The 25,695-nt window shown below is 61.1% G+C and carries 21 protein-coding genes; 10 read left to right on the forward strand and 11 right to left on the reverse strand.

Annotated elements, in window-relative coordinates; translation table 11 throughout:
- Positions 1 to 56: 56 nt before the first annotated feature.
- From adeC to JBO08_RS03395, 3 genes are read right to left on the reverse strand one after another with little or no spacing between them, the layout of a single operon-like run.
- Entirely contained in the window at positions 57 to 1,514 is a 1,458-nt protein-coding gene (gene adeC / locus JBO08_RS03385) for an AdeC/AdeK/OprM family multidrug efflux complex outer membrane factor (RefSeq protein ID WP_065873254.1), read from the reverse strand.
- Complete coding sequence (locus tag JBO08_RS03390; protein ID WP_065873253.1) at positions 1,511 to 4,672, reverse strand: efflux RND transporter permease subunit; 3,162 nt, start codon at positions 4,670 to 4,672, stop codon at positions 1,511 to 1,513. Before JBO08_RS03390 ends, adeC begins: the two co-directional genes overlap by 4 nt.
- A 3-nt stretch (positions 4,673 to 4,675) precedes the next feature.
- A complete protein-coding gene (locus JBO08_RS03395) occupies positions 4,676 to 5,824 on the reverse strand; it encodes an efflux RND transporter periplasmic adaptor subunit (protein ID WP_065873252.1) in 1,149 nt (382 codons plus the stop codon).
- Positions 5,825 to 6,110: 286 nt separating this feature from the next.
- On the opposite strand from JBO08_RS03395, the gene JBO08_RS03400 reads away from it, so the two are divergent.
- A complete protein-coding gene (locus JBO08_RS03400; protein WP_010212311.1) occupies positions 6,111 to 6,743 on the forward strand; it encodes a TetR family transcriptional regulator in 633 nt (210 codons plus the stop codon).
- Positions 6,744 to 7,103: 360 nt separating this feature from the next.
- On the opposite strand, the gene JBO08_RS03405 is transcribed toward JBO08_RS03400, so the two are convergent.
- From JBO08_RS03405 to JBO08_RS03415, 3 genes are read right to left on the reverse strand one after another with little or no spacing between them, the layout of a single operon-like run.
- Entirely contained in the window at positions 7,104 to 8,159 is a 1,056-nt protein-coding gene (locus JBO08_RS03405) for an alkene reductase (RefSeq protein WP_065880915.1), read from the reverse strand.
- 29 nt (positions 8,160 to 8,188) lie between these two features.
- Positions 8,189 to 9,355, reverse strand: coding sequence for an MFS transporter (locus JBO08_RS03410; protein ID WP_065872051.1), 1,167 nt, complete (start codon positions 9,353 to 9,355; stop codon positions 8,189 to 8,191).
- A 13-nt stretch (positions 9,356 to 9,368) separates the two neighbouring features.
- Positions 9,369 to 9,695 (reverse strand): helix-turn-helix transcriptional regulator, encoded by a 327-nt coding sequence (locus JBO08_RS03415; RefSeq protein WP_065872050.1) that lies wholly within the window; start codon positions 9,693 to 9,695, stop codon positions 9,369 to 9,371.
- Positions 9,696 to 9,849: 154 nt separating this feature from the next.
- On the opposite strand from JBO08_RS03415, the gene JBO08_RS03420 reads away from it, so the two are divergent.
- Entirely contained in the window at positions 9,850 to 10,434 is a 585-nt protein-coding gene (locus tag JBO08_RS03420; protein ID WP_065872049.1) for an ACP phosphodiesterase, read from the forward strand.
- 107 nt (positions 10,435 to 10,541) lie between these two features.
- Here the strand turns inward: JBO08_RS03420 and JBO08_RS03425 are convergent, their stop codons facing one another.
- Both JBO08_RS03425 and olsB read right to left on the reverse strand, forming a co-directional pair.
- Complete coding sequence (locus JBO08_RS03425) at positions 10,542 to 11,333, reverse strand: lysophospholipid acyltransferase family protein (RefSeq protein ID WP_065872048.1); 792 nt, start codon at positions 11,331 to 11,333, stop codon at positions 10,542 to 10,544.
- Complete coding sequence (gene olsB / locus JBO08_RS03430; RefSeq protein WP_049709576.1) at positions 11,333 to 12,088, reverse strand: L-ornithine N(alpha)-acyltransferase; 756 nt, start codon at positions 12,086 to 12,088, stop codon at positions 11,333 to 11,335. The genes JBO08_RS03425 and olsB overlap by 1 nt, the downstream gene beginning before the upstream one ends.
- A gap of 185 nt (positions 12,089 to 12,273) precedes the next feature.
- On the opposite strand from olsB, the gene JBO08_RS03435 reads away from it, so the two are divergent.
- The 4 genes from JBO08_RS03435 (at position 12,274) to JBO08_RS03450 (ending at position 15,491) form a co-directional block, all read left to right on the forward strand.
- Positions 12,274 to 13,347 carry a serine hydrolase gene (locus tag JBO08_RS03435; RefSeq protein WP_065890072.1) on the forward strand — a complete coding sequence of 358 codons (1,074 nt, stop codon included), beginning with the start codon at positions 12,274 to 12,276 and terminating at the stop codon, positions 13,345 to 13,347.
- On the forward strand, positions 13,344 to 13,658 hold the full coding sequence (locus JBO08_RS03440) for an amidase (protein WP_065872046.1): 315 nt from the start codon (positions 13,344 to 13,346) through the stop codon (positions 13,656 to 13,658). Before JBO08_RS03435 ends, JBO08_RS03440 begins: the two co-directional genes overlap by 4 nt.
- 83 nt (positions 13,659 to 13,741) lie before the next feature.
- Positions 13,742 to 14,332, forward strand: a complete 591-nt coding sequence (locus tag JBO08_RS03445) for a YceI family protein (RefSeq protein ID WP_065872045.1) — start codon at positions 13,742 to 13,744, stop codon at positions 14,330 to 14,332.
- Position 14,333: 1 nt separating this feature from the next.
- A complete protein-coding gene (locus JBO08_RS03450) occupies positions 14,334 to 15,491 on the forward strand; it encodes a phosphatidylserine/phosphatidylglycerophosphate/cardiolipin synthase family protein (protein ID WP_065872044.1) in 1,158 nt (385 codons plus the stop codon).
- Positions 15,492 to 15,786: 295 nt separating this feature from the next.
- On the opposite strand, the gene bglX is transcribed toward JBO08_RS03450, so the two are convergent.
- The gene (bglX, locus tag JBO08_RS03455; RefSeq protein WP_220074529.1) at positions 15,787 to 18,078 is read right to left on the reverse strand and encodes a beta-glucosidase BglX; all 2,292 of its coding nucleotides are present in this window, start codon (positions 18,076 to 18,078) and stop codon (positions 15,787 to 15,789) included.
- Between the two features lie 244 nt (positions 18,079 to 18,322).
- On the opposite strand from bglX, the gene JBO08_RS03460 reads away from it, so the two are divergent.
- The 4 genes from JBO08_RS03460 to JBO08_RS03475 all read left to right on the forward strand — a co-directional run bounded on the left by JBO08_RS03460 (position 18,323) and on the right by JBO08_RS03475 (position 21,754).
- The gene (locus tag JBO08_RS03460; RefSeq protein WP_049709565.1) at positions 18,323 to 18,934 is read left to right on the forward strand and encodes a LemA family protein; all 612 of its coding nucleotides are present in this window, start codon (positions 18,323 to 18,325) and stop codon (positions 18,932 to 18,934) included.
- Positions 18,935 to 18,952: 18 nt separating this feature from the next.
- On the forward strand, positions 18,953 to 19,681 hold the full coding sequence (locus JBO08_RS03465; protein WP_186754352.1) for a YgcG family protein: 729 nt from the start codon (positions 18,953 to 18,955) through the stop codon (positions 19,679 to 19,681).
- Positions 19,682 to 19,709: 28 nt separating this feature from the next.
- Positions 19,710 to 20,327, forward strand: a complete 618-nt coding sequence (locus tag JBO08_RS03470; protein ID WP_065882064.1) for a TPM domain-containing protein — start codon at positions 19,710 to 19,712, stop codon at positions 20,325 to 20,327.
- Positions 20,328 to 20,536: 209 nt separating this feature from the next.
- Complete coding sequence (locus tag JBO08_RS03475; RefSeq protein ID WP_065874702.1) at positions 20,537 to 21,754, forward strand: SAM-dependent methyltransferase; 1,218 nt, start codon at positions 20,537 to 20,539, stop codon at positions 21,752 to 21,754.
- Here the strand turns inward: JBO08_RS03475 and JBO08_RS03480 are convergent.
- Both JBO08_RS03480 and JBO08_RS03485 read right to left on the reverse strand, forming a co-directional pair.
- Positions 21,702 to 22,655, reverse strand: coding sequence for a DMT family transporter (locus JBO08_RS03480; protein ID WP_225930680.1), 954 nt, complete (start codon positions 22,653 to 22,655; stop codon positions 21,702 to 21,704). The genes JBO08_RS03475 and JBO08_RS03480 overlap by 53 nt on opposite strands.
- A gap of 381 nt (positions 22,656 to 23,036) precedes the next feature.
- A complete protein-coding gene (locus JBO08_RS03485) occupies positions 23,037 to 25,601 on the reverse strand; it encodes a TonB-dependent receptor (RefSeq protein ID WP_220074528.1) in 2,565 nt (854 codons plus the stop codon).
- Between the last annotated feature and the right edge of the window lie 94 nt (positions 25,602 to 25,695).

Raw genomic sequence — 25,695 nt, forward strand, 5'->3', positions numbered from 1 at the left:
GGCGGCATAAAAAAACCGCTTCCGATGAGGGAAGCGGTTTTTTGTTTACGCCAGCATCAGAACAACTTCAGTGCCGGTGCTTCTTCTTTCAACGGCTCGTTCTTCGCGGTTTGCTCGTTCCAGCCACCGCCGAGGGCCTTGTACAGGTTGACCTCGCTGTTCAACTGCGCCAGGCGGTCGGTGATCAGCGACTGCTGGGCACTGAACAGTTGGCGCTGGGCGTCGAGGAAGGTCAGGTTGCTGTCGACACCAATGCGATAGCGACGCTCGGCCAGGCGGTAGTAATCCTGGTTGGCCGCGACGAAGCCCCGCTGGGCCTCCAGTTGCTGTTTGTAGGTCTCACGCGCGGCGAGGCCGTCGGACACTTCCTGGAAGCCGGTCTGGATCGCCTTCTCGTAGTTCGCTACGTTGATTTCTTTCTGGATCTTCGAGTAGTCCAGGCTGGCGCGAAGGCTGCCGGCGTTGAAGATCGGGATGTTGATCTGCGGGGCGAACGACCAGGTGCCCGAGCCGCCTTTGAATAGGCCGCCGAGGTCTGGGCTCAGGGTGCCGGCGTTGGCCGTCAGGCTGATGCTCGGGAAGAACGCTGCACGGGCCGCGCCGATATTGGCGTTGGCCGCCTTGAGGTTGTACTCGGCCTGCAGGATGTCTGGGCGACGTTGCAGCAGGTCCGAGGGTAACCCGGCCGGCACTTCGCTGAGCAGGTCATCCGACAGCGGCTTGCTGGCGATATTCGCCGGCAGGCCGGTGCCCAGCAGTAGGGTCAGGTTGTTTTCGTCCTGGGCGACCTGGCGCGTATACCGGGCCAGCTGCACGCGGGCGTTTTCCACCGAGGTGCGTGCCTGGCTCAGGTCGAGGGCCGAGGCCACGCCGACTTCGTTGCTGCGCGAGGTGAGCTTGAAGCTCTGCTCGAACGCGCCCAGGGTGTCCTGGGTCAGCTTGAGCAGTTCCTTGTCGGCCTGCCAGGTCAGGTAGGCATTGGCCACGCTGGCCACCAGGCTGATCTGGGTGCTGCGGCGGGCTTCTTCAGTGGCGAAGTACTTCTGCAGCGCTTCTTCACTCAGGCTGCGTACGCGACCGAACAGGTCCAGCTCATAAGAGCTGATCCCGAGGGTGGCCGAGTATTGGCTGGTGATGTTCGCTTCGCCGGTCTGCGAGGCACGGGCCGGGACACGCTGGCGGCTGCCGCTGCCATTGGCCGACACGGCCGGGAACAGGTCGGCACGCTGGATGCGGTACTGCGCCGCGTAGGCGTCGATGTTCAGGGCCGCAACGCGCAGGTCACGGTTGTTCACCAGCGCGGTCTGGATCAACTGTTGCAGGGCAGGGTCATGGAAAAACTGCTTCCAGCCCTGTTCGGCAGCGGCCTGGCTCGGTGCCTGGGCCGACGAATACGCCGGCCCCTGCGGGAACTGTGCGGCCACCGGCGCTTCGGGGCGCTGATAGTCAGGTATCAGCGAGCAGCCACTGAGCACGAATGCTGTGACGGCTAGGGAAAGTAGCGACTTGCTCATTGGCCAGCCTCTTTAGGGGTTTGCTTGGTTTCTTTCGGTTTACGGTCGCCGATGGCGGACACGGTTGCAAAGAACAACGGTACCCAGAAGATCGCCAACACTGTGGCCGTGATCATACCGCCAATTACACCGGTGCCGATCGCGTGCTGGCTGCCTGAACCTGCGCCTGAGGAGATCGCCAGCGGCAGTACGCCGAGGATGAACGCCATGGAGGTCATGATGATCGGACGCAGACGCATACGGGACGCCTCGATGGCCGCCTCGACGATGCCTTTGCCCTGTTCGTGCAGCTCTTTGGCGAACTCCACGATCAAGATGGCGTTTTTCGCCGCCAGGCCCACCGTCACCAACAGGCCCACCTGGAAGAACACGTCGTTGGACAACCCGCGCATGCTGGTGGCGATCAACGCACCCACCACGCCCAGCGGCACGACGAGTACCACCGCAATCGGGATCGACCAGCTTTCGTACAGTGCCGCCAGGCACAGGAACACCACGAGCAGCGACAACGCGTACAGCGCAGGCGCCTGGGAGCCGGACAAGCGTTCTTCGTACGACAAGCCCGTCCAGGCGTAGCCGATACCCGCCGGCAATTGCTTGGCGATGCGTTCGACTTCCGTCATGGCGTCACCGGTGCTGTAGCCCGGTGCCGGGGTACCGAGGATTTCCATCGCCGCCACACCGTTATAGCGCGAGAGCTTCGGCGAGCCGTAGATCCACTTGCCCGAGGCGATGGCCGACAGCGGCACCATCTTCCCGGAGTCGCTGCGCACGTACCATTTGTTCAGGTCTTCAGGCGACATGCGGCTGGCGGCTTCACCTTGCACGTAGACTTTCTTCACCCGACCACGGTCGATGAAGTCGTTGACGTAGCTGCCACCCAAGGCAATTGCCAGGGTCTGATTGATGTTCGACAGCGTGATGCCCTGGGCGCTGGCCTTCTCGTCGTCGACGGTGAGCTCATACTGCGGCTCATCGTTCACGCCGTTGGGGCGCACACCCGCGAGGATCTTGCTCTGGGCAGCCATGCCCAGGAACTGGTTACGGGCCGCCATCAACTTCTCATGGCCGACACCGCCCTGGTCTTGCAGGAACACGTCGAAACCGGTGGCGTTACCCAGCTCCAGAACAGACGGCGGCACAATGGCGAATACCATGGCGTCCTGGAAGGTCTGCATGAAGTAACCCTGGGCGCGCTTGGCGATTTCAAACACGGAGGTGGACGCATCACGTTCATCCCACGGCTTGAGCATCACGAAGGCCAGGCCCGAACTCTGGCCACGACCGGCGAAGTTGAAGCCGTTTACGGTAAACACCGATTTCACGCCTTTGCCTTCGCCAGGCTCGCCTTCCTTGTCATTGAGCAGGTAGCTACGCATGTCATCGATGACTTTCTGCGTACGTTCAGCCGAAGAGCCCACAGGCGTCTGCACCTGGGCAAAGATCACGCCCTGGTCCTCATCGGGCAGGAACGCGGCAGGGATGCGCATGAACAGCCAGATCATGCCGGCGAAGATCAGTGCGTACACCAGGAACGCCGGGATCTTATGCTTGATCATGTTGCCCACGCCGCGCTCGTAGCTCAGTACGCCACGGTCGAAGGTGCGGTTGAACCAGCCGAAGAAACCGCGCTTGGGTTGGCCGTGTTTTTCAGGGTCGATCGGCTTGAGCATGGTGGCGCACAAGGCCGGGGTGAAGATCAGGGCAACCAGTACCGACAGCGCCATGGCCGAAACGATGGTGATGGAGAACTGTTTGTAGATCACACCGGTGGAGCCGCCAAAGAAGGCCATCGGCAACAGTACCGCCGACAGTACCAGGGCAATACCCACCAGGGCGCCCTGGATCTGGCCCATGGACTTGACCGTCGCTTCTTTCGGCGACAGGTGTTCCTCGGCCATTACCCGCTCAACGTTTTCCACCACCACGATGGCATCGTCCACCAGCAAGCCGATGGCCAGGATCATGCCGAACATGGTCAGGGTGTTGATGGTGAAGCCGAACGCCGCGAGGATCCCGAAGGTACCCAGCAATACCACCGGCACCGTCATGGTGGTGATGATGGTGGCGCGGAAGTTCTGCAGGAACAGGAACATCACCAGGAACACCAGCACGATCGCTTCGACCAGGGTGTGCACCACACCGGAGATCGATTCGGTCACTACAGGCGTGGTGTCATACGGCACCACCGCCTTCATGCCTGGCGGGAAGAACGGCTCCAGGGACGCCACGGTGGCGCGGATAGCCTTGGCGGTGTCCAGGGCGTTGGCGCCGGAAGCCAGTTTGATCGCCATACCGGAAGCCGGGTTGCCGTTGAACTGCGCGCTGATGCTGTAGTTCTGGCCACCCAGTTCGATACGGGCAACGTCATGCAGGCGAACCTGGGAACCGTCGGCATTCACCTTCATCAGGATGTTGCCGAATTGCTCGGCCGTCTGCAGACGGGTCTTGCCGATGATGGTTGCGTTCAGCTGGTTGCCGGGCAGGGCAGGCAGGCCGCCCAACTGACCGGTGGCGACCTGGACGTTCTGTGCGGAGATGGCCGTGCTGACGTCGACCGGGGTCAACTGGAAGTTGTTCAGCTTGGCCGGGTCCAGCCAGATACGCATGGCGTACTGCGAACCGAACACCTGGAAGTCACCGACACCCGCGGTCCGCGAGATTGGGTCCTGGATGTTGGACACGATGTAGTTGGACAGGTCGTCCTTGGTCATGCTGCCGTCTTCCGACACCAGACCAATCACCATCAGGAAGTTCTTCACCGACTTGGTCACGCGGATACCCTGCTGCTGCACTTCTTGCGGCAGCAGTGGGGTCGCCAGGTTCAGCTTGTTCTGCACCTGAACCTGGGCGATGTCCGGGTTGGTACCCTGGTTGAACGTCGCGGTGATGGTCATGCTGCCGTCGGAGTTACTGTCCGAGGCGACATAACGCAGGTTGTCGATACCGTTGAGCTGTTGCTCGATCACCTGTACTACGGTGTCCTGCACGGTTTGTGCGGACGCGCCTGGGTAGGTCACCTGGATGTCGATGGCGGTTGGCGCGATGGCCGGGTATTGGTTGATGGGCAACTTCAGGATCGACAGTGCCCCGACCAGCATGATCACCAGGGCAATTACCCAGGCAAAAATGGGACGGTCGATAAAAAATTTCGACATGGATTACTCCCCTTTGCCCGTAGTGGCAGCAGGAGCAGCAACCGTTCCGGCAGGCTTGGCGTTATCCGCCTCCTTGACCTTGACCTCGGCGCCCGGCTTGACGTACTGCAAGCCTTCGGTGATCACACGGTCACCGGCGTTCAAGCCTTTTTCCACCAGCCAGTAGGCGCCGGCGGTGCGGTTGGCGACCAGGACGCGCTGCTCGACCTTGTTGTCGGCATTGACGACCAGGGCCGTCGGGATGCCTTTGAGGTCGCGTGTTACGCCTTGCTGCGGAGCCAGGATCGCCTTGCTGTTCACGCCGGCTTGCAACTGGGCGTGTACAAACATGCCCGGCAGCAGGGTGTGGTCAGGGTTGGGGAACACGGCGCGCAGGGTCACGGAACCGGTGGTCTGGTCAACCGACACTTCGGAGAACTCCAGCTTGCCGTCCTGGCCGTAGTCGCTGCCGTCTTCCAGGGTCAGCTTAACCTTGGCGGCATTGGCGCCGGCTTTTTCCAGCTGGCCGCTTTCCAGGTCGCGGCGCAGTTTCAGCATTTCGGCCGAAGACTGCGTGACGTCGACGTAGATCGGGTCAAGTTGCTGGATGACGGCCATGGAGTCGGCTTGGCCGTTGCTGACCAGTGCGCCTTCGGTGACCGAAGAACGGCCGATACGGCCGGCGATCGGCGCGTACACCTTGGTGTAGCGCACGTTGATCTGCGCGGTTTGAACGTTTGCTTCCGCAGTCATGCGATTGGCGACGGCGGTGTCGTATTCCTGACGGCTCACGGCTTGCTCATCGACCAACTGCTTGTAACGGTCGGTGATGGATTTGGTCTGGGTCAGCGTGGCTTGCGCGCTTTTCAGAGTGGCTTCATACACCGATGGGTCGATCTGGTAGAGCTGTTGCCCTTCCTTCACGTCCGCGCCTTCCTTGAACAGGCGCTTGAGAATGATGCCGTTGACCTGCGGGCGAACTTCCGCGATGCGGTAGGCGGTGGTGCGGCCTGGCAGCTCGGTCGTCAGGGTGAAGGCTTGCGGTTGAAGGGTGACCACGCCGACCTGAGGGATTTGAGCGGGCGGAGCCGCCTCTTCCTTTTTACATCCGCTGAGCAGCGATGCCAGGGCGACGGCAGTGACCAGAGCGGTAACAGCTGGCTTAAGTTGCATGAAGATCCTCGGGTCAGGCGCGCAGAGTGCGCACAAGCAGTGTGGAAGGGTGAAAAACAAACGGTGAGTGGATAAGTAGCTTGCTACGCAATATACTTACGTTCATGGTTGTTTGTAAACTCTTGACAGGCTTTGCGGATTGTTGACAAAGCAACACCCAAAGCCTCGATTCCATTACGTTCGGCACCCATGATGGTGTCGTCCCACAAATATTCAGATGATCGTTACCGGCTATTAATTCTGCGTTAACGATAGTCTCAAGTGTCCTGATTGAGGTTTTACTGCCATGGTTCGTCGCACTAAAGAGGAAGCTCAGGAAACGCGCAGCCAGATCCTCCAAGCCGCCGAGCAAGCCTTCTATGAGCGCGGCGTTGCGCGCACTACGCTGGCGGACATCGCCGCGCTGGCCGGTGTGACGCGGGGGGCTATCTACTGGCATTTCAGCAACAAATCCGATTTGCTGCAGGCGCTGCTCGATACGCTGCATGAGCCGCTGGACGAATTGGCCAGGGCCAGTGAAAGCGAGGACGAACTTGACCCGCTGGGCTGCATGCGCAAGCTGCTGATTCATTTGTTCCATCAAGTGGCCCTGGACCCGAAAACCCGGCGCATCAACGAGATCTTGTTCCATAAGTGCGAATTCACCGATGAAATGTGCGACATGCGCCGCCAGCGTCAGACCCACAGCCTGGAATGCAACCTGCGCATCGGCCTGACATTGCGTAACGCGGTCCATCGCGGGCAACTTCCGGAAAACCTCGACACCACCCGTGGCGCGGTGTGTATCCACGCCTACATCAACGGGCTGATCGGCCAGTGGCTGCTGGTCCCCGACAGCTTCCAGCTCCATCAGGAAGCCGAGCGCTGGGTGGACGCAGGGCTGGACATGCTGCGCTGGAGCCCCAGCCTGCGCAATTGAGACAAAGTGCGTAATTGCATCAGGTTGTGTCAACAGTAAAGCGTAAGGATGGTCAATCGTCCTTCTGCCTGATTGGTGGGGTGACTTTATATACGGGCTGGCGGGTGGTTGATAGGTAGCCGGCTAAGTATTTTGTAGCGATTTTGTTGCGATTCTGTGAAGCAATGTTTTCCTGGGGGCACGCGTTCAAAAATGTGTGGGCTTGCTCGCGAAAGCGGTGGTTCAGTCAATTATTCAGTGACTGACACGCTGCATTCGCGAGCAAGCCCGCTCCCACATGGGTCAGCTGATGCATTCAAGATATGTGTAAAAAAGCCCCGGTTCCTGCGAACCGGGGCTTTTTCATTTCAGCTCGTTACCTCAGAGCGCCAGCGTCGGGTAGTCGATATAACCGACCGGGCCCTTGCTGTAGAAGGTGTCCGGGCGTGGATCATTCAGCGGAGCATCCGCCTTCAACCGCGCTGGCAAGTCCGGGTTGGCAATAAACGGCACGCCCCAGGCCACCGCATCAGCCTTGCCTTCAGCCAGCCAGGCATTGGCGCTGTCCTTGGTGAAGCGTTCGTTGGCGATGTAGACGCCGCCAAAGGCCTTTTTGAGGTGTGGGCCGAGGCTGTCAGGGCCTTCCTTTTCACGCGAGCAGATGAACGCGATACCACGCTTGCCCAGTTCGCTGGCCACGTAGGTGAAGGTTTCCGCCAGGTTGTCGTCGCCCATGTCGTGTGAGTCGGCGCGGGGTGCCAAGTGCACACCCACACGGCCGGCGCCCCAGACTTCGATGGCCGCGTCAGTCACTTCCAGCAGCAGGCGTGCACGGTTTTCCAGGGAGCCGCCGTACTGGTCGGTGCGCTTATTAGTGCTGCTCTGCAGGAACTGGTCGAGCAGGTAGCCGTTGGCACCGTGGATTTCCACGCCGTCAAAACCGGCGGCCTTGGCGTTCTCGGCACCGGTGCGGTAAGCGTCGACGATGTCGGCGATTTCAGCGGTTTCCAGCGCGCGAGGGGTCGGGTAGTCGGCCAGTGGGCGCACCAGGCTGACGTGGCCTTTAGGCTGGATCGCGCTCGGTGCCACCGGGGTTTCGCCGTTCAAGTACGACTCGTGGGAAATACGGCCCACGTGCCACAGTTGCAGGAAGATCTTGCCGCCCGCGCCGTGAATCGCCTTGGTTACGTTGGCCCAGCCGCGCACCTGGTCGTTGGACCAGATGCCCGGGGTGTCCGGGTAGCCCACGCCCAGGGGCGTCACGGAGGTGGCTTCGCTGAGGATCAGCCCGGCGGAAGCGCGTTGTACGTAGTACTCGGCCATCAGCGCGTTGGGTACGCGACCGGCGTCTGCACGGCAGCGGGTCAGCGGCGCCATGATGATGCGGTTCGACAGTTCCAGGTCGCCCAGTTTGATCGGATCGAAAATAGTCGTCATCGGGAAAATACCTTTGTCTTTGAAGTGGATCAGTTGGTCGCAGGGGCCAGGCCGGCATCGCCGCTCTGACGGAAAGTAATCAGGGTCACCACCAGCGCGAGGATCGCCAGGGCCGCTGCGGCTAACGGCACACTGGTCAAGCCGAAACCGTGGGCTATCACACTGCCGCCAACCCAGGCACCCAGCGCGTTGCCGATGTTGAAGGCGCCGATGTTCAGGGTGGACACCAGGTTCGGCGCGGCCTTGCCGAAGGTCACCACGTTGATCTGCAACGCGGGCACGGCGGCGAACGAGGCGGTGGCCCACAGGAACAAGGTGATTTCAGTCGGGATGATGGCGACGCTGGTCCAGGTCAGCGCGGTGGAAACCACCGCCATACTGATGAACACGCCGATCAGGGTGGCCGCCAGGCGTTTATCCGCCAGCTTGCCGCCAATGATATTGCCCACGGTGAGGCCCAGGCCGATCAGCAGCAGGGTCCAGGTCACGCCCTTGGGCGACACGCCGGTGACATCGCCGAGCAGCGGCGCAACGTAGGTGAAGAGGGTGAACATGGACGCGGCGAACAGCGCAGTCATGCTCAGCGACAGCCAGATGCCGGCGCCTTTGAGCGCGGCCAGTTCGGCGCGCATGTCGAGTTTCTCTTCATCACGCTTGGCGGGCAGGAAGCGGATCAGGCCAATCAACGCCACCACACCAATCACCGTCACCGCCCAGAACGTCGAGCGCCAGCCGGCTTCCTGGCCCAGCGCGGTACCCAGGGGTACGCCGAGCACGTTGGCCAGGGTCAAACCGGTGAACATCAAGGCTACGGCCGAAGCACGCTTGTTAGCCGGCACAAGGTTGGCCGCTACCACTGAACCAATCCCAAAGAAAGCACCGTGGCACAGCGCCGTGACGACGCGGGCAAACATCAGCACGTTGTAGTCACTGGCCAGGGCGCAGAGCAGGTTGCCGATAATGAAGATGCCCATCAACGCTACCAGGGCGGCCTTGCGTGGCAGCTTGGCGGTGGCCAGTGCCATGAAAGGTGCACCGATGGCCACGCCCAGGGCGTAGCCGGTGACCAGCCAGCCGGCGCCGGGAATCGACACACCCAGGTCCGCCGCTACATCGGGCAGCAAGCCCATGATGACGAACTCGGTGGTGCCGATGGCGAAGGCGCTGAGGGCCAGTATGAGTAGCGAGAGGGGCATTATCGTTTCCTTGTTACAGCGCTGCGTTTTCGTCAGCGCTGAGTTCAGTGATGAGCGCCGCGAGGAAGGCCTGGATGGTGTCCTCGTTGCGTTTGAAAAAGTGCCACTGGCCGGCCTTCTGGCTGCTGATCAGCCCTGCGCGTTGCAAGGTGGCGAGGTGGGCCGACACGGTCGACTGGGACAAGCCGCAGCGCTGGTCGATCTGCCCGGCGCAGATGCCGTACTCGTGGTTGTGCAGTTGCTCGGGGAACTGCACTTTCGGGTCTTTCAGCCAAGTGAGGATGTCTCGTCGTACTGGGTGCGCCAGGGCTTTTATTATTTCGTCGAGGTCGATGGACATGGGAGGTGCTCGGTTTTTTACAGCGTTATATCGCGATGAGGCGAACTTTAAATCGCTATATCCCGATATACCAATATGATTTTGATCTGAGTCTAGGCTCAATCGGTATATCGGGTTATAACGATACGTTGACGGCAGTGATAGACTGCGCGCCATGAATTATCTCGCACATCTGCACCTGGGCGGCCAACTTCCTGCGCAATTGCTGGGCAGCCTGTATGGCGACTTTGTCAAAGGCCGCCTGCAGGGGCAGTTCAGCCCGCAAATCGAATCGGCGATCCAGCTGCACCGCTCGATTGACCGTTTTACCGACAGCCACCCGTTGGTGGGGGAGGCGTTGTCACGCTTCAGCCTGACCCGCAGGCGCTATGCCGGGATCGTCCTCGATGTGTTTTTCGACCACTGCCTGGCGCGGGATTGGGCGTTGTATGCCGACCAACCGCTGGAGCGCTTCACGTCGCAGGTGTACCGCGTGCTGGCGGCCGAGCCGCAGTTGCCAGGGCGGCTGGCGCAGATTGCGCCGTATATGGCGGCGGATGATTGGTTGGGTTCTTACCGCGAGTTTGCGGTGATGGAGCAGGTGTTGCGCGGGATCTCGCGGCGGCTGACACAGCCGGAGGCGTTGGGGTTTGCGATGCAGGAGTTGCGGGTGTTGTATGAGCCTTTGAGTGAAGACTTCCGGGTGTTCTATCCAGAGCTGCAGGCCTTTGCACGCAACCACCTGACCACTGGGGTTTAAAGGTGGGAGCTGGCTTGCCTGCGATTGCAGTCTGCCAGTTGATACCTGTGTTGCTGACCCACCGCTATCGCAGGCAAGCCAGCTCCCACATTTTGACCGTGCCCGCTTTATGCCGCGAATGCCGGCCGAACCGCGATCTGTTCTGCTTCCGGCAACGGCCCAAACAACGCCTTCTGCACCGCCTGCTGCGCCTGATACGCCAGCGCCGCGCGCTCCTGCCCGGCACAGGCAATCGGCTTGAGCACATGAATCTCCACATCACCTTGGTCATTGCCAAACAGACGCATCAGGTGCGACAGCAAATCATCATCGCCAATAAACGGTGCCAGCGGGTCCACTTGGCCGTCGCGCAAATAACGGATCGCCACCGGTTGCAGCGACACATCCGCATCGATCGCACTGGCCAGCAAGCGCCCGTGGAACGTGCGCAGGCTGCGGCCGTCGGTGGTGGTGCCTTCCGGGAACATCAGCAGCGGGTGCTGTTGTTCCAAGTGACGGGTCATCTGCTTGCGGATCAACTGACTGTCACCCGAACCCCTGCGGATAAACAGGCTGCCTGCTTTAGCCGCCAACCAGCCGGCCACCGGCCAGGTGCGCACTTCGGCCTTGGACAGGAACGACATCGGCGCCACAGCGCCCAGCAGTGGAATATCGGTCCAGGACACGTGATTGCTCACCCACAGCATGGGCTGCGTCGGCAACTCGCCGTGCACCGTCACGCGAAAGGGCAGGGCATTGGTCAGGCGCGCCATGAAGAACCGCGACCAACGCTGGCGGCGCACCATCGAGTTGGCCACGCCCAAACGCTCAAACAGGCCAAACACGCTGGCCATGCTCAAGCCCAGCGCCACCACCACCAGCACGCGGGCAATGCGCCCGTAGATCCGCAGGCGGCTCATCACATGGCTGCCTTGAAGTGGCGGGCGTAACGCGGGCATAGCTCATCGCGCTTGAGCAGGATGAACACGTCGGCCACTTGGAAATCTTCATCCCAGCACGGCTCGCCGCAGATCTTCGCACCCAGGCGCATATAGGCCTTGAGCAGCGGTGGCATCTCGGCGATTACGTTGGACGGCAGGTCCAGTGCCGGCAGTGGTTTCTTCGGTTCGGCACGCAGGTGTTCGTTGCACAGGTAGCGTTCGCGCAGACGCTGCATGATCGCGTGGGCCTGGATGCCGCCGTCGTGCATCGGAATGCTTGCGCACCCCATCAGGTAGCTGTAGCCGCCTTGATTCAACACTTCGGCCAACTCGCCCCACAACACGGCAATCGTGCCGCCGTTGCGGTAGGCGGGGTCGACGCAGGTGCGGCCGATTTCTAGGATAGGGCCCTGCAAGTGCAGCAAACCGTGCAGGCTGAATTCTTCTTCGCTGTAGAACCGGCCCAGGGTGCTGGCGGCCTGGTGGTCGAGCAAACGGGTGGTGGCGACCAATCGACCGCTGTTCAAATCCCGCACACCGATATGGCTGCAGTGAACATCATAGTCATCCATGTCCAGGCCCAGTTCCGCGCCTTTCAGCTTGGCGTTGAACTCGCCGCTGAACACGTTGAACCGCAAGGCCTGGGCTTCCTGCAAAGCCTGTGCGCCGATCAGGCGTTCGGCTTGCAGACGGCGTTCATTGCCGGTGTCGCTGATGCGGGCGATCTGAGTCATGGCGAGTCTCCGAGTGCCGGCCACGTTTCGGCCGGTCGACTTTGTTGTCCAAAGTCAGGCTATGTAGGCTCGGTGTCATCTCCATGAAGTTACGGTGACGGTTGGATGACAGCCCTCCCTGTCGCAAATCTGTCATCACCCTCGGCTAGGCTCGCGGGCTTGAATGCCCCCTTGAGTTTGCGTCCATGGTTAGAGGCTTGTTGTGCGTTGCCTTGCTGCTCGTCACCGTGACTGCCCACGCTGAAACCTGGCCCGATAAAGAATGGGCCAAGGGCACACCGCTCGCAGGTCCTGCCGTCGACGCTTTGGATGCTTACGCTTTCCCTGCGCGAGACGACACCACCCGCCAAGGCATTCGCACCGACGCGTTGCTGGTGATCCGCGACGGCGAGGTTATCTACGAACGCTACGCCGCACCCACCACCCCCAGCACGCCGCACCTCACCTGGTCCATCAGTAAAAGCCTGATGGCCACCGTGCTGGGCGTGGCCTATGGCGATAACCGCTTTAAATTGACCGACCCGGTCGCGCGCTTCTACCCGCCGATGAAGCAACACCCAACCGTGACCATGGCCGATTTGCTGCACTGGGCCTCGGGCCTGGACTGGCAGGAAGACTACGAATACGCGCCACTGAAATCTTCAGTGGTGGCGATGCTCTACACCCGTGGCCGCGCCGATATGGCTGACTTTGCCGCGGACACGGAGGCGGCCAGCGCACCCGGCCAGGCCTTTCGTTACTCCAGCGGCGACACCAACATCTTGTCCGCCGCTCTCAAAGGCATGCTCGGCCTCAAGGCTTATATGAGTTACCCCTGGGATGCCCTGTTCAAGCCCTTGGGTATCCGCAGTGCCACGTGGGAAACCGACGCCGATGAAACCTTTGTCGCCTCGTCCTACGCCTACCTCACCGCCCGCGACCTGGCGCGCGTCGGCCTGCTGATGGCGCGGGATGGTCGTTGGGGGGATCAACAGTTGCTGCCAAAGGATTGGGTGACCTTCAATCGCCAGCCGTTCGATAAATACAAAGCCGGCCAGGACGAAGCCGTCCCCGGCGGCCATTGGTGGCTCAATCAAGGCGCCCCACGGCCCTGGCCCGACGCCCCCGCCGACACCTTTGCCGCCCTCGGCCATTGGGGCCAGGCGCTGTATGTGATGCCCGACGAACGCCTGGTGATCGTGCGCTATGGCGACGACCGCGACGGCAGCTACCGCCACAACGAACTGCTCAAACGCGTGCTCGCGGCGGTGCAACCATGATCCGCCGTCGTCCGTTTACCAGCCTGTTTCTCCTGCTGCTTCTCGCCCTGCTGGGGTGGATCTGGCACGAGCGCGTCAACCTGCAAGCCTTCCCCGACATCATCGCGGCGTATACGGCCAAGGAGTATTGCTCGTGTCGGTATGTGGCGAACAACCCGGCCGAGTATTGCCGGGGGTATGTGAAGCAATACGTGCCGACCAGCGCATTCAGCGACAACCCGGCGCGCAGTGAAGTGACGGCGAGTGGGTTGGGGCGTACCCACAGTGCGCGGTGGTTGGGCGACCGCCAGGGCTGCCGCCTGACGCCCTGACGCCCAAACGTCCCCACATTGGATTTGCGCCGTTCATGAGATTGCGCTTAAGGTTCGTTCAGGTTTTTCCCCCGCGAGTCTTTATGTTCAACGCTTCTCTATTCAACCCCCTGGCCTTCGCCCTCCTGGCCACCGTCGCTGTGCCTGCCCACGCCGACTGGTACCTGGATAACGAATCCTCGCGCCTATCGTTCGTTACCACCAAAAACACCGAGATTGCCGAAGTCCATCGCTTCCTGGTGTTGCACGGCAAGGTCGACAGCAAAGGTGCGGCCCAGATGGAAGTGGAAATGGAGTCGGTCAACAGCGGCATTCCCCTGCGCGATGAGCGCATGCGCAACCAGTTGTTCGAGATCAAGACCTTCCCCGAAGCGTTGATCAGCGCACAGATCAATCTGCAACCCATCAATGACCTCGCGCCCGGAGCACAGTTGGAATTGCGCATGCCGCTGTCCGTGACCCTGCATGGCAAAACCCAGACCTACAGCGCCGAATTGCTGGCCACGCGCTTGGACGACCGACGTTTCCAAGTAGTGACCCTGGAACCGGTGGTGCTGCACGCCGAGGATTTCGATCTGGCGCCGGGTGTGGCGGCGTTGCGCAAGGCGGCGGGGCTTGCGTCGATCAGTTTGTCGGTACCGGTGGGTGCGGTGCTGATCTTTACGGCACGCTGACATGAGCGGCGCGGTGTTTCCATGGCGCAGCGCCAATCGGTTCGAGTTGCTGATCGACGGCCCGCAATTCTTCCCGCAGATGCTGGTGGGCATCGCCCGTGCCGAGCGGCAAGTGGACCTTGAACTCTATCTGGTGGAGGCCGGAGCCTGCGCCGAAGCGCTGGTACAGGCGCTGGTGCTGGCGGCCGAGCGTGGTGTGCAGGTGCGTTGCCTGTTTGATGATTACGGCAGCCTGGCGTTTACCCTCGGCTTGCGTAAACGCCTGACCGATGCCGGTGTACAACTGCGTTTCTACAATCGCCTGAGCTGGCGCCGCTGGATGCGTAATTTTTACCGCGACCACCGCAAGCTGTTGCTGATCGACCAGAGCAGTGCGGTGGTCGGCGGTACGGGGGTGACGGATGAATTCTGGACCCCTGGCCAAGACACCGCCGACTGGCATGAAGTGATGGTGCAAATCAGCGGCCCGCTGGTGCTGGACTGGCAGGCGCTGTTCGACCGTCAATGGCACGCGAACGCGGCGCGCCGGGAATGGAAGCCCGCCACCCACTTTGGTTTACCGCGTTTGCCCAAGGTGCCGGCGACTGGGCCGGGCCTGGGCCGCGTGGCCTACGCCGACGCCCGTCAGCATCGCGATATTTTGCAATCGCTGATCCGTGCCCTGAATAACAGTCACCAGCGCATCTGGCTGGCCACGCCCTATTTTCTGCCAACCTGGGGCGTTCGTCGCGCTTTGCGCCGTGCGGCCGGGCGCGGGGTGGATGTGCGTTTACTGCTCACCGGCCCGCGCACCGATCACCCGTCTGTACGTTACGCCGGGCACCGGTATTACCCGCGATTGCTGCGCTCGGGCGTGCAGATATTTGAATACCAGCCGTGCTTTTTGCACCTGAAGATGGTGCTGGTGGATGACTGGGTCAGCATTGGCTCGTGCAACTTCGATCACTGGAACCTGCGTTTCAACCTGGAAGCCAATCTGGAAGCGTTGGACCCTGAGTTGACGCTGGCGGTGGAAGGCAGTTTTGAGCGGGATTTCGAGCAGAGCCAGGCGGTGAGCCTGGAGGCATGGAAGGCGCGGCCGTTGTGGCGGCGGGTGAAGCAGCGGGTGTGGGGGTGGATTGATCGGTTGGTGGTGAATTTGCTGGATCGACGCGGCTAGCCAGACCACTGAGATCAAATGTGGGAGCTAGCTTGTCGAATCGTCGAACCGCTGCGATAGCCATAGGTATCTACACATCTTGAGGGAGCCCTCTGCGTAGCAGCTGTCGAGCCCCGGCGAGGCTGCGTTTGCGGGCTGTCTGACACACCGCTGACGCAGCCTCGCCGGGGCTCGACAGCTGCTACGCAATTTCACTTTGAAGATGTAGATACTTATGCTGCGATAGCGGTAGTGAATTCACCACCGCTATCGCAGGCAAGCCAGCTCCCACACTGACTGCGTTTACAGCGTTAGATCAGAGCAGTTCGAAGGTCTGCTGCTGCACATCCTGGGAATCCAGCCCGATCTGCACGTTGAACTCACCCGGCTCCGCCGCGAACTTGAGCTGGGTGTTGTAGAACTTCAGGTCTTCCTCGGTGATGGTGAAGTGCAGCGTGCGCTCCTCACCCGCCTTGAGCATGACCTTCTGGAAGTTTTTCAACTCCTTGATCGGGCGGATCATCGAGCCGGCCACATCCTGGATATACAGCTGCACCACGGTTTCGCCATCCACCTTGCCGGTGTTGGTCACAGTGACACTGGCGTCGAGCTTGCCGGTCTTGTTCAGCGTAGTGGACGACAGCGCCATGTCCGACAGGTTGAACGTGGTGTAGCTCAGGCCATAGCCAAACGGGAACAGGGGCCCGGTGGTGTCATCGAAGTACTGCGAGGTGTAGTTGCCCGGTTTGCCTGGGGTGAACGGTCGGCCGACGGTCAGGTGGTTGTAGTACGTCGGAATCTGCCCTACCGAGCGTGGGAACGTGATCGGCAGCTTGCCCGACGGGTTGTAGTCACCAAACAGCACGTCGGCAATGGCGTTACCGCCTTCGGTGCCGGCGAACCAGGTTTCCAGGATCGCGTCGGCCTGTTGGTTCTCTTCAACAATCGACAGGGGGCGGCCGTTCATCAGCACCAGTACCAGCGGCTTGCCGGTGGCTTTCAAGGCCTTGATCAGGTCGCGCTGGCTTTGCGGGATGTTCAGGTCGTTGCGGCTCGAGGATTCGTGCGACATGCCACGGGATTCACCCACGGCAGCCACCACCACATCGGCATCCTTGGCGGCCTTTACGGCCTCGTCGATCATCACTTGGGCAGGGCGGGTGTCATCCACCACTTCCGGCGCATCGAAGTTGAGGAAGTTCAGGTAGTCGACCACGGCCTTGTCGTTGGTGATGTTGGCGCCACGGGCATAGATGATCTTGCCTTTTTCGCCGATCACCGCGTTCAAACCGTCGAGCAGCGTCACCGATTGCGCAGGCCGTCCGGCGGCGGCCCAACTGCCCATCATGTCGATAGGCGCCTTGGCCAGCGGGCCGACCAGGGCGATGGTCGCGGATTTTTTCAGCGGCAGGGTGTTGTTCTGGTTTTTCAGCAACACCAGGCTGCGGCGTGCGATGTCGCGTGCGTCGGCACGGTGCAGGCGGCTTTCGGCGTAAGTGTCGGCCGGGTCATCCTCGGCCTTGCCGATGCGCAGGTACGGGTCCTTGAACAGGCCCATGTCGTATTTGGCACCGAGCACTTCGCGCACGGCGTTATCGATGTCGCTCTGTTCGATCTCGCCGGACTTGAGCAGCCCCGGCAATTCCTTGGCATACAACGAGTCGTTCATGCTCATGTCGATGCCGGCCTTGATCGCCAGCTTGGCGGCTTCGCGCCCGTCCTTGGCCACGCCGTGCTTGATCAGCTCGAAGATCGCGCCATGGTCGCTCACGGCCACGCCCTTGAAGCCCCAGTCCCGGCGCAGCAGGTCATTCATCAGCCAGGTGTTGGCGGTGGCAGGCACGCCGTTGATCGAGTTCAGCGCCACCATCACGCCGCCGGAGCCGGCCTTGATCGCCGCGTGGTACGGCGGCAGGTAGTCCTGGTACATCTTGACCGGGCTCATGTCGACCACGTTGTAGTCGCGACCGCCTTCCACCGCGCCATACAGGGCGAAATGCTTGACGCTGGCCATGATGCTGTCGGCATTCGCGGGGCTCACGCCCTGGAACGCCTTGACCATCACTTCGGCGATGCGCGAGACCAGATACGTGTCTTCACCAAAGCCTTCGGACGTACGGCCCCAGCGCGGGTCGCGGGAGATGTCGACCATCGGCGCAAAAGTGATGTCGAGGCTGTCGGCGGCGGCTTCCTGGGCAGCGACGCGCCCGGAGCGGCTGATGGCCTCCATGTCCCAGCTGGATGCCAGGGCCAGGCTGATCGGGAAGATCGTGCGGTGGCCGTGGATCACGTCGTAGGCGAAGAACATCGGGATCTTCAGCCGGCTGCGCATGGCCGCGTCCTGCATCGGACGGTTTTCCGGGCGGGTGATGGAGTTGAAGGTGCCACCGATGCGGCCGGCGGCAATTTCCTTGCGGATCAGCTCGCGGGGCATCTCGGGGCCGATGCTGATCAGGCGCAATTGGCCGATCTTTTCGTCCAGGGTCATCTGCTTGAGCAGGTCGCTGACAAACGCGTCCTTGTCTTTAAGCGCAGCAGGCTTTGTTTCTGCCCATACGGGGTGACTGGCCAGAGTGGCAACAAGGCCGAGCAAACACAGCTTTTTCATGAATATCCTTTTTCGGCTCACTGCACAGCATTGGAGGAAATGCTGCTCGGCCAAAATGTGGGGAGCGTCTATTGTTGTTCGGGTGTTGTTCAGATAAATGCAGCACACTCTGAACTCTTGTTCGCGCTGGGCATCTTTGTAGCTGATTGGCTCGATGCATTCCAGTGGTGGCGGATTATGCCCCAAGCGCGTGGTGTATAGGGTTAGTCGTAACATTCCATCAAGATTGGGCAGGAGAAACACCATGCAAGCAGCACAAGGTTACCGCTGGGGCTTGAAAGCCGCGGTTTTGCTATTGATCAGCAGCGTGCTGAGCGGTTGCGGCATCAACAACATCCCGACCCTGGACGAACAGGCCAAGGCCGCCTGGGGCCAGGTGCAGAACCAGTACCAACGCCGCGCCGATCTGATTCCCAACCTGGTGGAAGTGGTCAAGGGCTATGCTGCCCATGAGCAGGACACGCTCACCGCCGTGATTGAAGCGCGGGCCAAGGCCACGTCGATCCAGGTGGATGCCAGCACCCTCGACAACCCGGAAAAACTCAAGCAGTTCCAGCAAGCCCAGGATGGCTTGAGTGGCGCACTCAGCCGTTTGATGGTGGTGTCCGAGCGCTACCCGGACCTGAAGGCCAACCAGAATTTCCTGGCCCTGCAATCGCAGCTTGAAGGCACCGAAAACCGTATCGCCGTGGCACGCCGCGACTTTATCCAGGCCGTACAGGCCTACAACACCGAGATTCGCACTTTCCCTGGCCGTCTGTGGCACAGCGTGATGTACAGCGACTTGCCGGTCCGCGCCACGTTTGAGGCCACCAGTGCCGATGCCGATAAAGCGCCGCAAGTGAAGTTCAAATAAAGCTGCATTGAGGTGTCGATGCGTTTATTACGGATAGGCCTGGCGCTGTGGCTGTTGGCCTGCGTGGGCGTGGCCCAGGCAGCGCTGACCTTCCCGGCGCTGACCGGGCGGGTGGTGGATAACGCCCAGATGATCGACGCGGCCACGCGCCAGCAACTGACACAGCAGCTGCAGGCGCTGGAACAGACGTCCGGCGACCAGATCGTAGTGGTCACCGTGCCTGACTTGCAGGGCGTACCGATTGAGGACTTCGGTTATCAATTGGCTCGCCACTGGGGTATCGGCCAGAAAGGCAAGGATAACGGCGCGCTGTTGATCGTCGCCCGCGATGAGCGCAAATTGCGCATCGAAGTCGGTTACGGCCTGGAAGGCGTGCTCACCGATGCGCAGTCGTGGGTGATCATCAATCAGGTGATTGCACCGGCGTTCAAGGCCGGTAACTACAGCAAAGGCATCAGCGACGGCGTGGCTGCGATGGTGCAAGTGGTGGGCGGTGAACCCTTGGCCGTGCCAGCCCATGTGGCGGATGGCAACTTTGCCAAGGATAATCCCGGGCTTTCCATCGGCCTGTTTGTCCTGCTGATCGGCGTGTTGTGGCTGTGCAACCGGATGGGGCTGCCAGTCGGTGCAATCCTGCTGGCGATTCTCAGCAGCAGCGGGCGCGGCGGTGGTGGCGGGGGCGGCGGTGGTGGTTTCCGGGGTGGCGGCGGCGGCTTCGGCGGCGGCGGGGCCTCGGGCGGCTGGTAATGACAATAATGAGAGAGCAACTACAACCATGGCATTACTGACTGAACACGAGCAGCGCCAAGTCGCCGAAGCGATCGCCCGCGTGGAAAAAACCACCGACGCCGAACTGGTGACTGTGCTGGCCGCCCGCGCCGATGACTACGCCTATATCCCGCTGCTGTGGGCGAGCCTGATCGCGTTGGTGGTGCCGGGCGTGGTGCATTATTTGTCGGGTTACCTGACCATGTACACCTTGCTGTTGGCGCAATGGGCGACATTCATCGTGTTGTGCCTGGTGTTCCGCTTGCCCAAGGTCACCACGCGCTTGATTCCACGTTCGGTGCGCCATTGGCGCGCGTCCAACCTGGCGCGGCGGCAGTTCCTGGAGCAGAACCTGCACCACACGCAGGGCAGCACCGGGGTGCTGATTTTTGTCAGCGAGGCCGAGCGCTATGTGGAGATTCTGGTCGACGACGGGATTTCCAGGCACCTGGATGACAGCAGTTGGGACGCCATCGTCAAGGCGTTTACCCAGCAGGTAAAGCAGGGGCAGACGTTGGCCGGGTTTATCAGTTGCATTGAGGCCTGCGGTGAATTGTTGAAGGTGCATGTGCCGGTCACCCAAACCCGTAATGAACTGCCGAATCGCCTGGTCGTACTCGAATAACCCAGACACCACCGGTTTATGTGGGAGCTGGCTTGCCTGCGATGCGGACGACTCGGTCCACCAGGCAAACCGAGGTGATGCCATCGCAGGCAAGCCAGCTCCCACAGGGTTTTGAGGTGACCAGATAACCGTTGATCAAATAACCCCGTGCCCTAAACCCCCATCCCCCCTAAAATGCCCGGCATTCCCAGCCCGAGGCGTTTTTGTTCATGTCTGTCACCGCTCAACCTGCCCGCCCTGCGCCGGACCATCACGCCGAGTTCATCGAACTGCTCAGCGCAAGCCTCGCGCAAAACGCCTTTATCAAGCTGGTGCTGGCCAAATACGTCGGTGAAGAGGCCGAATTGCAGCGGCTGATCATCAAGCCGGTAGTGGTCAAGGAGCAGGCATGCCTGTCCTTCGTCTATCGCTACAAAACCCGTGACATCACCAAAAACTTCCCGTTGGCAGAGGCCGTGGCGGCGATTGCCGAGCTGCTGCCGGCGCAGTTCAAAAACGCCCACCTGCTGTCGCTGACCGACGAAGTCCAGTTGGAATACAGCAAGAAGAACAAAAGCTCGCTGTTCAAAAGCAAGCCGCAGCAACTGCGTGAGGCGCCCTCGGCCGAGCATAACCGCGAGAAAAATCGCTTCCTCGACCTGAGCCGGCCGTTTCTCGCCGACCTGGGTGTGACCGACGCCAAGCAGGCGCTGATCCCGTCGATGTCGCGCAAGTGGAAGCAGATCAACAAGTTCATCGAAGTGTTCAGCCATGCGCTGACCTCGTCACCCTTGAAGCTGGATCAACCGGTGCGCGTGGCGGACTTTGGTTCGGGCAAGGGCTACCTGACGTTCGCCATCCACGACTACCTGCGCAACACCCTCAAGGCCGAGGGTGAAGTGACGGGCGTGGAGCTGCGTGAAGACATGGTGACCCTGTGCAACACCGCCGCCGCTCGCCTGGAACACCCGGGGCTGGTGTTCAAATGCGGCGATGTGCGCAGCGTGGCGCCGAGCGAGCTGGACGTGATGATCGCCCTGCATGCCTGCGACATTGCCACTGACTATGCGATCCACACCGGCATCCGCTCCGGCGCGTCGATCATCATGTGCTCGCCGTGCTGCCACAAACAGATTCGCCTGCAGATCCAGAGCCCGGTGCTGCTCAAACCGATGCTGCAATACGGCCTGCACCTGGGCCAGCAGGCGGAAATGGTCACCGACAGTTTGCGCGCGCTGTTCCTGGAGGCCTGTGGTTATGAAACCAAGGTGTTCGAGTTCATCTCGCTGGAACACACCAACAAGAACAAGATGATCCTCGCGGTGAAGCGTGCAGAGCCGATGGACAACGCGCAGTTGCTGGAGAAAATCCAGGAGCTGAAGGCGTTCTACCACATCACCGAACACTGCCTGGAAACCCTGCTGCGCGCGGATGGGTACCTGACCTGAAGTGAGCACGGTCGCCTGTGGGAGCTGGCGCAGGCTGCACCGCCGTCTTGCGCCCCAGCATCACCGTCACAATCACCCCGCACGCAAACACCCAGGTAATCGGCTCGATGTGTTCACCAAAGAACAGCGCCGAGAACGCGATGGTGAAGAAGATCTGCAACAGCTGAATCTGACTGACCCGCGCAATCCCGCCCATGGCCAACCCGGCATACCAGGCGAAGAACCCCAAAAACTGCGAGAACAGCGACACATAACCAAACGCCCACCACGCGCGCATGGAAATCGCCTCTTGATGCTGCGCCGCCAAGTACCACACCGGGCCGATCAACACCGGCGTCGACAGTACCAGCGCCCAGCAGATCACCTGCCAGCCACCCATCTCCTTGGCCAGTCGTCCGCCTTCGGCATAACCCAGGCCGCCCACGGCAATCGCGCCAAGCATCAGCAGGTCGCCCGCCTGAATACTGCCGGCCCCGGTGATCAGCGCATAACTCAACACCAGGCCGCTGCCCAGCGCCGCGCAGGCCCAGAAGGCTTTTGACGGTCGCTCATGGGACAGCCACGCCGCATACAGCGCTACGCACAACGGTTGCAGGCCATTGACCAGCGCGCCATGGGACGCTGGCAAGGTTTGCATGGCCCAGGCCGACAGCACCGGAAAACCCAGAATCACGCCCGCGATTACCAGGCACAGCCCGCGCACCTGACGCCAGCTCGGCCAGCGTTCACGCCGCCACAGCAACAGCGCCGCCGCCGGGATCGCCGCGAACAGCGCGCGGCCCAGGCCGTTGAGCAACGGGTGCATTTCCTGCACCACGATGCGGGTGAAGGGCAGGGTCAGGCTGAAGATGATGACGCCCAGCAGGCCAAGGGCCATGCCGGTGTTTTCGCGCGAGCTCATGGGGAAGAACCGAAATCTGGAGGGCTTCAAGGGAACCCATCTAGCCACAACCCCCGCTGATTGCAGGCCTACAGCTGGGCGCGGATTTATCCGTACAGTTGAGTCCCGGTGGGGGCTGGCTTGCCTGCGATAGCCACAGGTATCTACACAACTTTCAAGGCTGCAAAATCTCCCTGTAGTGAGCGGGCTTGCCCCGCGCTGGGCTGCGAAGCGGCCCCAAACCAGGCGACCTGGTCCTACCTGGAACTCGGCGCAGCCTTTGTTGGGGCCGCTTCGCAGCCCAGCGCGGGGCAAGCCCGCTCACTACAAGTGCGATAGCATCACCTAGGCCTACGTGATCCACCGAGGTGTCTGCATCGCGGGCAAGCCCGGCTCCCACATTTAGAAGAAGCGCGTGATGCTGATCTTGGCGTTGCGCCCTTCGCTGTAGACACCCTCGCCGCTGAGCGCCGGCTGGTAGCTGCGGTTGAACAGGTTGTCGACGGTGAAGTTGATCTCGGTGCCTTTGAGGCCGGCCTGCTGCGGTTTCCAATTGGCGAACAGGCCCTGGGTGTCGTAACTGGCGTTCTCGGTTTGGTCGTAGATAAAGTCGCCGATGCTGGAGTTGAATCCACCAGGGTAAATGTCGGTGGGCACCCGGTCGGTCTTGCGCACGAACTGGCCCTGCCAGCCCACTTGTGCGTCCCAGCTCGGTATCTTGGTACCCAGCACCACCACCCATTTGGCCGGTGGAATATCCCGCGCCCACACATGACGGTCGGTAGCCCAAGGGTTGGTGTAGGGGTTGTCGCGTTTACCTGTAGCCCAGGAGTAAGTCAGGGAGCCGAACACGTATGTCGAATCGTAGTAGCTTTCGAGCTCGACGCCCTTGATGGTCATGCCGCCGACGTTGCGATAGTTGGTTCTGGACGCCGTGTCGTTGCACACCGTATCGATATTGCCCGGCACGGTCATTTGCCGTTCGCAGCCGATGCCGGTGGCCTTCATGATCTCGTCTTCGATGCGGTTGTGAAACAGCGTGGTGCGCAGTTGCAGGTTGTCATCGCGGGTGAAAATGCGCGAGAAGTTGGTGACGTTGCCCGCGGTAATCGCCGTAATGCGCTCGGGCTTGAGGTTGAGGCTTGTGGCGCTGCGCGTGCTGGCGGCGCCCTGGACTTCATACTGTTCATCGATGACCGGCGCACGCCACGTGCGGTTCCAGCTGGCGAAGAAGGCCACATCCGGGGTCACGCTCCAGAACGCTGCCAGGCGCGGTGACCAGCCCGTGTAGGTGCGGTCGCTGTAGTCATGGCCGACGCGCGGGTCCGGGTTGCTGTAGTACGGCGCATCATTGGCTTCGCCGCGGTTGCGCACGTGGTCATAGCGCAGGGACGGGGTGATGGTCACATCCCCAAGCGTGACCGCGTCCTGCAGGTAGAACGAATTTGTGTCGACCTTGCCGTGGGGCATGAAATACGGCTGGAAATGCCCATAGTTGTATCTCGCGGTGTTGTAGGTGGCGCCGGGCATCCAGCTTTCGGTTTCGCGGTCGTGCTTGCGGATCTGCACGCCAGTGGTCACTGCGTGTTCCAGCGGGCCGGTGGTCAACAGGCTGATATTGCGCAGCTCAAGGATGCGGTCGGCATAAGACGTTTCCATCTTGCGTCCACCGGTGCTCAGACCAATCACGGCATTTTCGGCGCGTTCGTCAGTCTGGTCGGTCTTGGAGAACGAGTAGCTGAGCTTCAAGTCGATTAATGGGTTGTTCAGCGGCTGGTACTGGTAGTTGCCCGACCAGGTGGTGTCCACGGTTTCACGGTCGGCCAGGAAACGTGTCAGCGCGCCTTTGTAGCCATACCGGTCGATCGCCGCTTGCGTCGGCGGTGACGGGTAGGATTTAGCCGAGAACGGCGCCATGCGCTCGCTTTTGGCACTGGAGTAGGACAAGCCCATGCTGTGTTCGTCGGTAAAGTGGGCATTGACCTTGAACAGTTGGCCCTCTACATCCTGTGCACTGTTGGGCAGGCGCTTGGGGTTGATCGGGTATTGATTGCGCGGGTCGGGCGGAGTGCCGGCGAGCTTCAAGTCGTCGCCGTCGCGCTTGGTCAGGTAAATCAGGCCATCCATGCGACCATCGTCGGTGCGGCCATATACCGCGCCGCTGTACACCTGTTCGTGGGTGTTGCTGGAGTAGCCGTACTTGGCCATCGCCCCGGCGTTACGCCCGTCCTTGAGCAGGTCTGGCGCATCCTTGGTGGTCATGTTGACCGTGCCGCCGAAGCCGCCGTTACCGGTGAACGGCGAGTAAGGGCCTTTCTCCACCTCAATGCTCTTGATCAACTCGGGCTCGATGAAGACCGTGCCTTGTTGATAGCGCTCGAAGCCACTTTTGGTCGCGCCATCCACGGTCATCGGCACATCTTCTGCATCGCCCATGCCGCGAATGTTCATGGTCTGGCCACCTGGCTTGGGCGAGCCGCCCATGAACACACCGGGCAAAGTCTGCAACAGCGAAGGGATGTTGTCGGGCTGGTAACGGTCAATATCGGCCTGGCTCAAGGTGGAGCGGCCTACGGTGCTGGAGTCGACCTCGTTACCGGTGCCGATCACGCTCAGGGCGTCCAACTGAATCGAACCGCTCTGGGTAGTTTTCGCCTCTTCGGGCCTTACCACATAGGTGTTGCCGACTTTGATCAGGGTGAACTCACCATTTTTCAGCAAGGTGCGAATCGCCACTTCCGCGGTGAAGTCACCGTCGAGTGCCGGCGCCTGCACATTCCTGAACAGCGCTTCATCGAACAACAGCTGGATTTTCGCCTGCTGCGCCACCTGGCTCAGGGATGTCGCCAGGGCCTGGGCGGGCAGCTTGAATGGCTCCGCTTGGGCGCTGAGGCTGAATGCCAGGCAGGTGGCGATGAGGGTCGGTCGAAGCAATAGGTGCGAAGCGTGGCAAGGCGCGCGAAACATGAAATCCCCCGGTGTGGCCAAATGGCCAAAAAGGCGTGCGTATTGAATGCAGACCGGAGGAAGACGGGGCAGATAAAAAAATCCACACCTGCGA

Origin of the sequence: Pseudomonas sp. LAP_36 (assembly GCF_019456785.1) — a bacterium.
GTDB classification, from domain to species: domain Bacteria; phylum Pseudomonadota; class Gammaproteobacteria; order Pseudomonadales; family Pseudomonadaceae; genus Aquipseudomonas; species Aquipseudomonas tritici.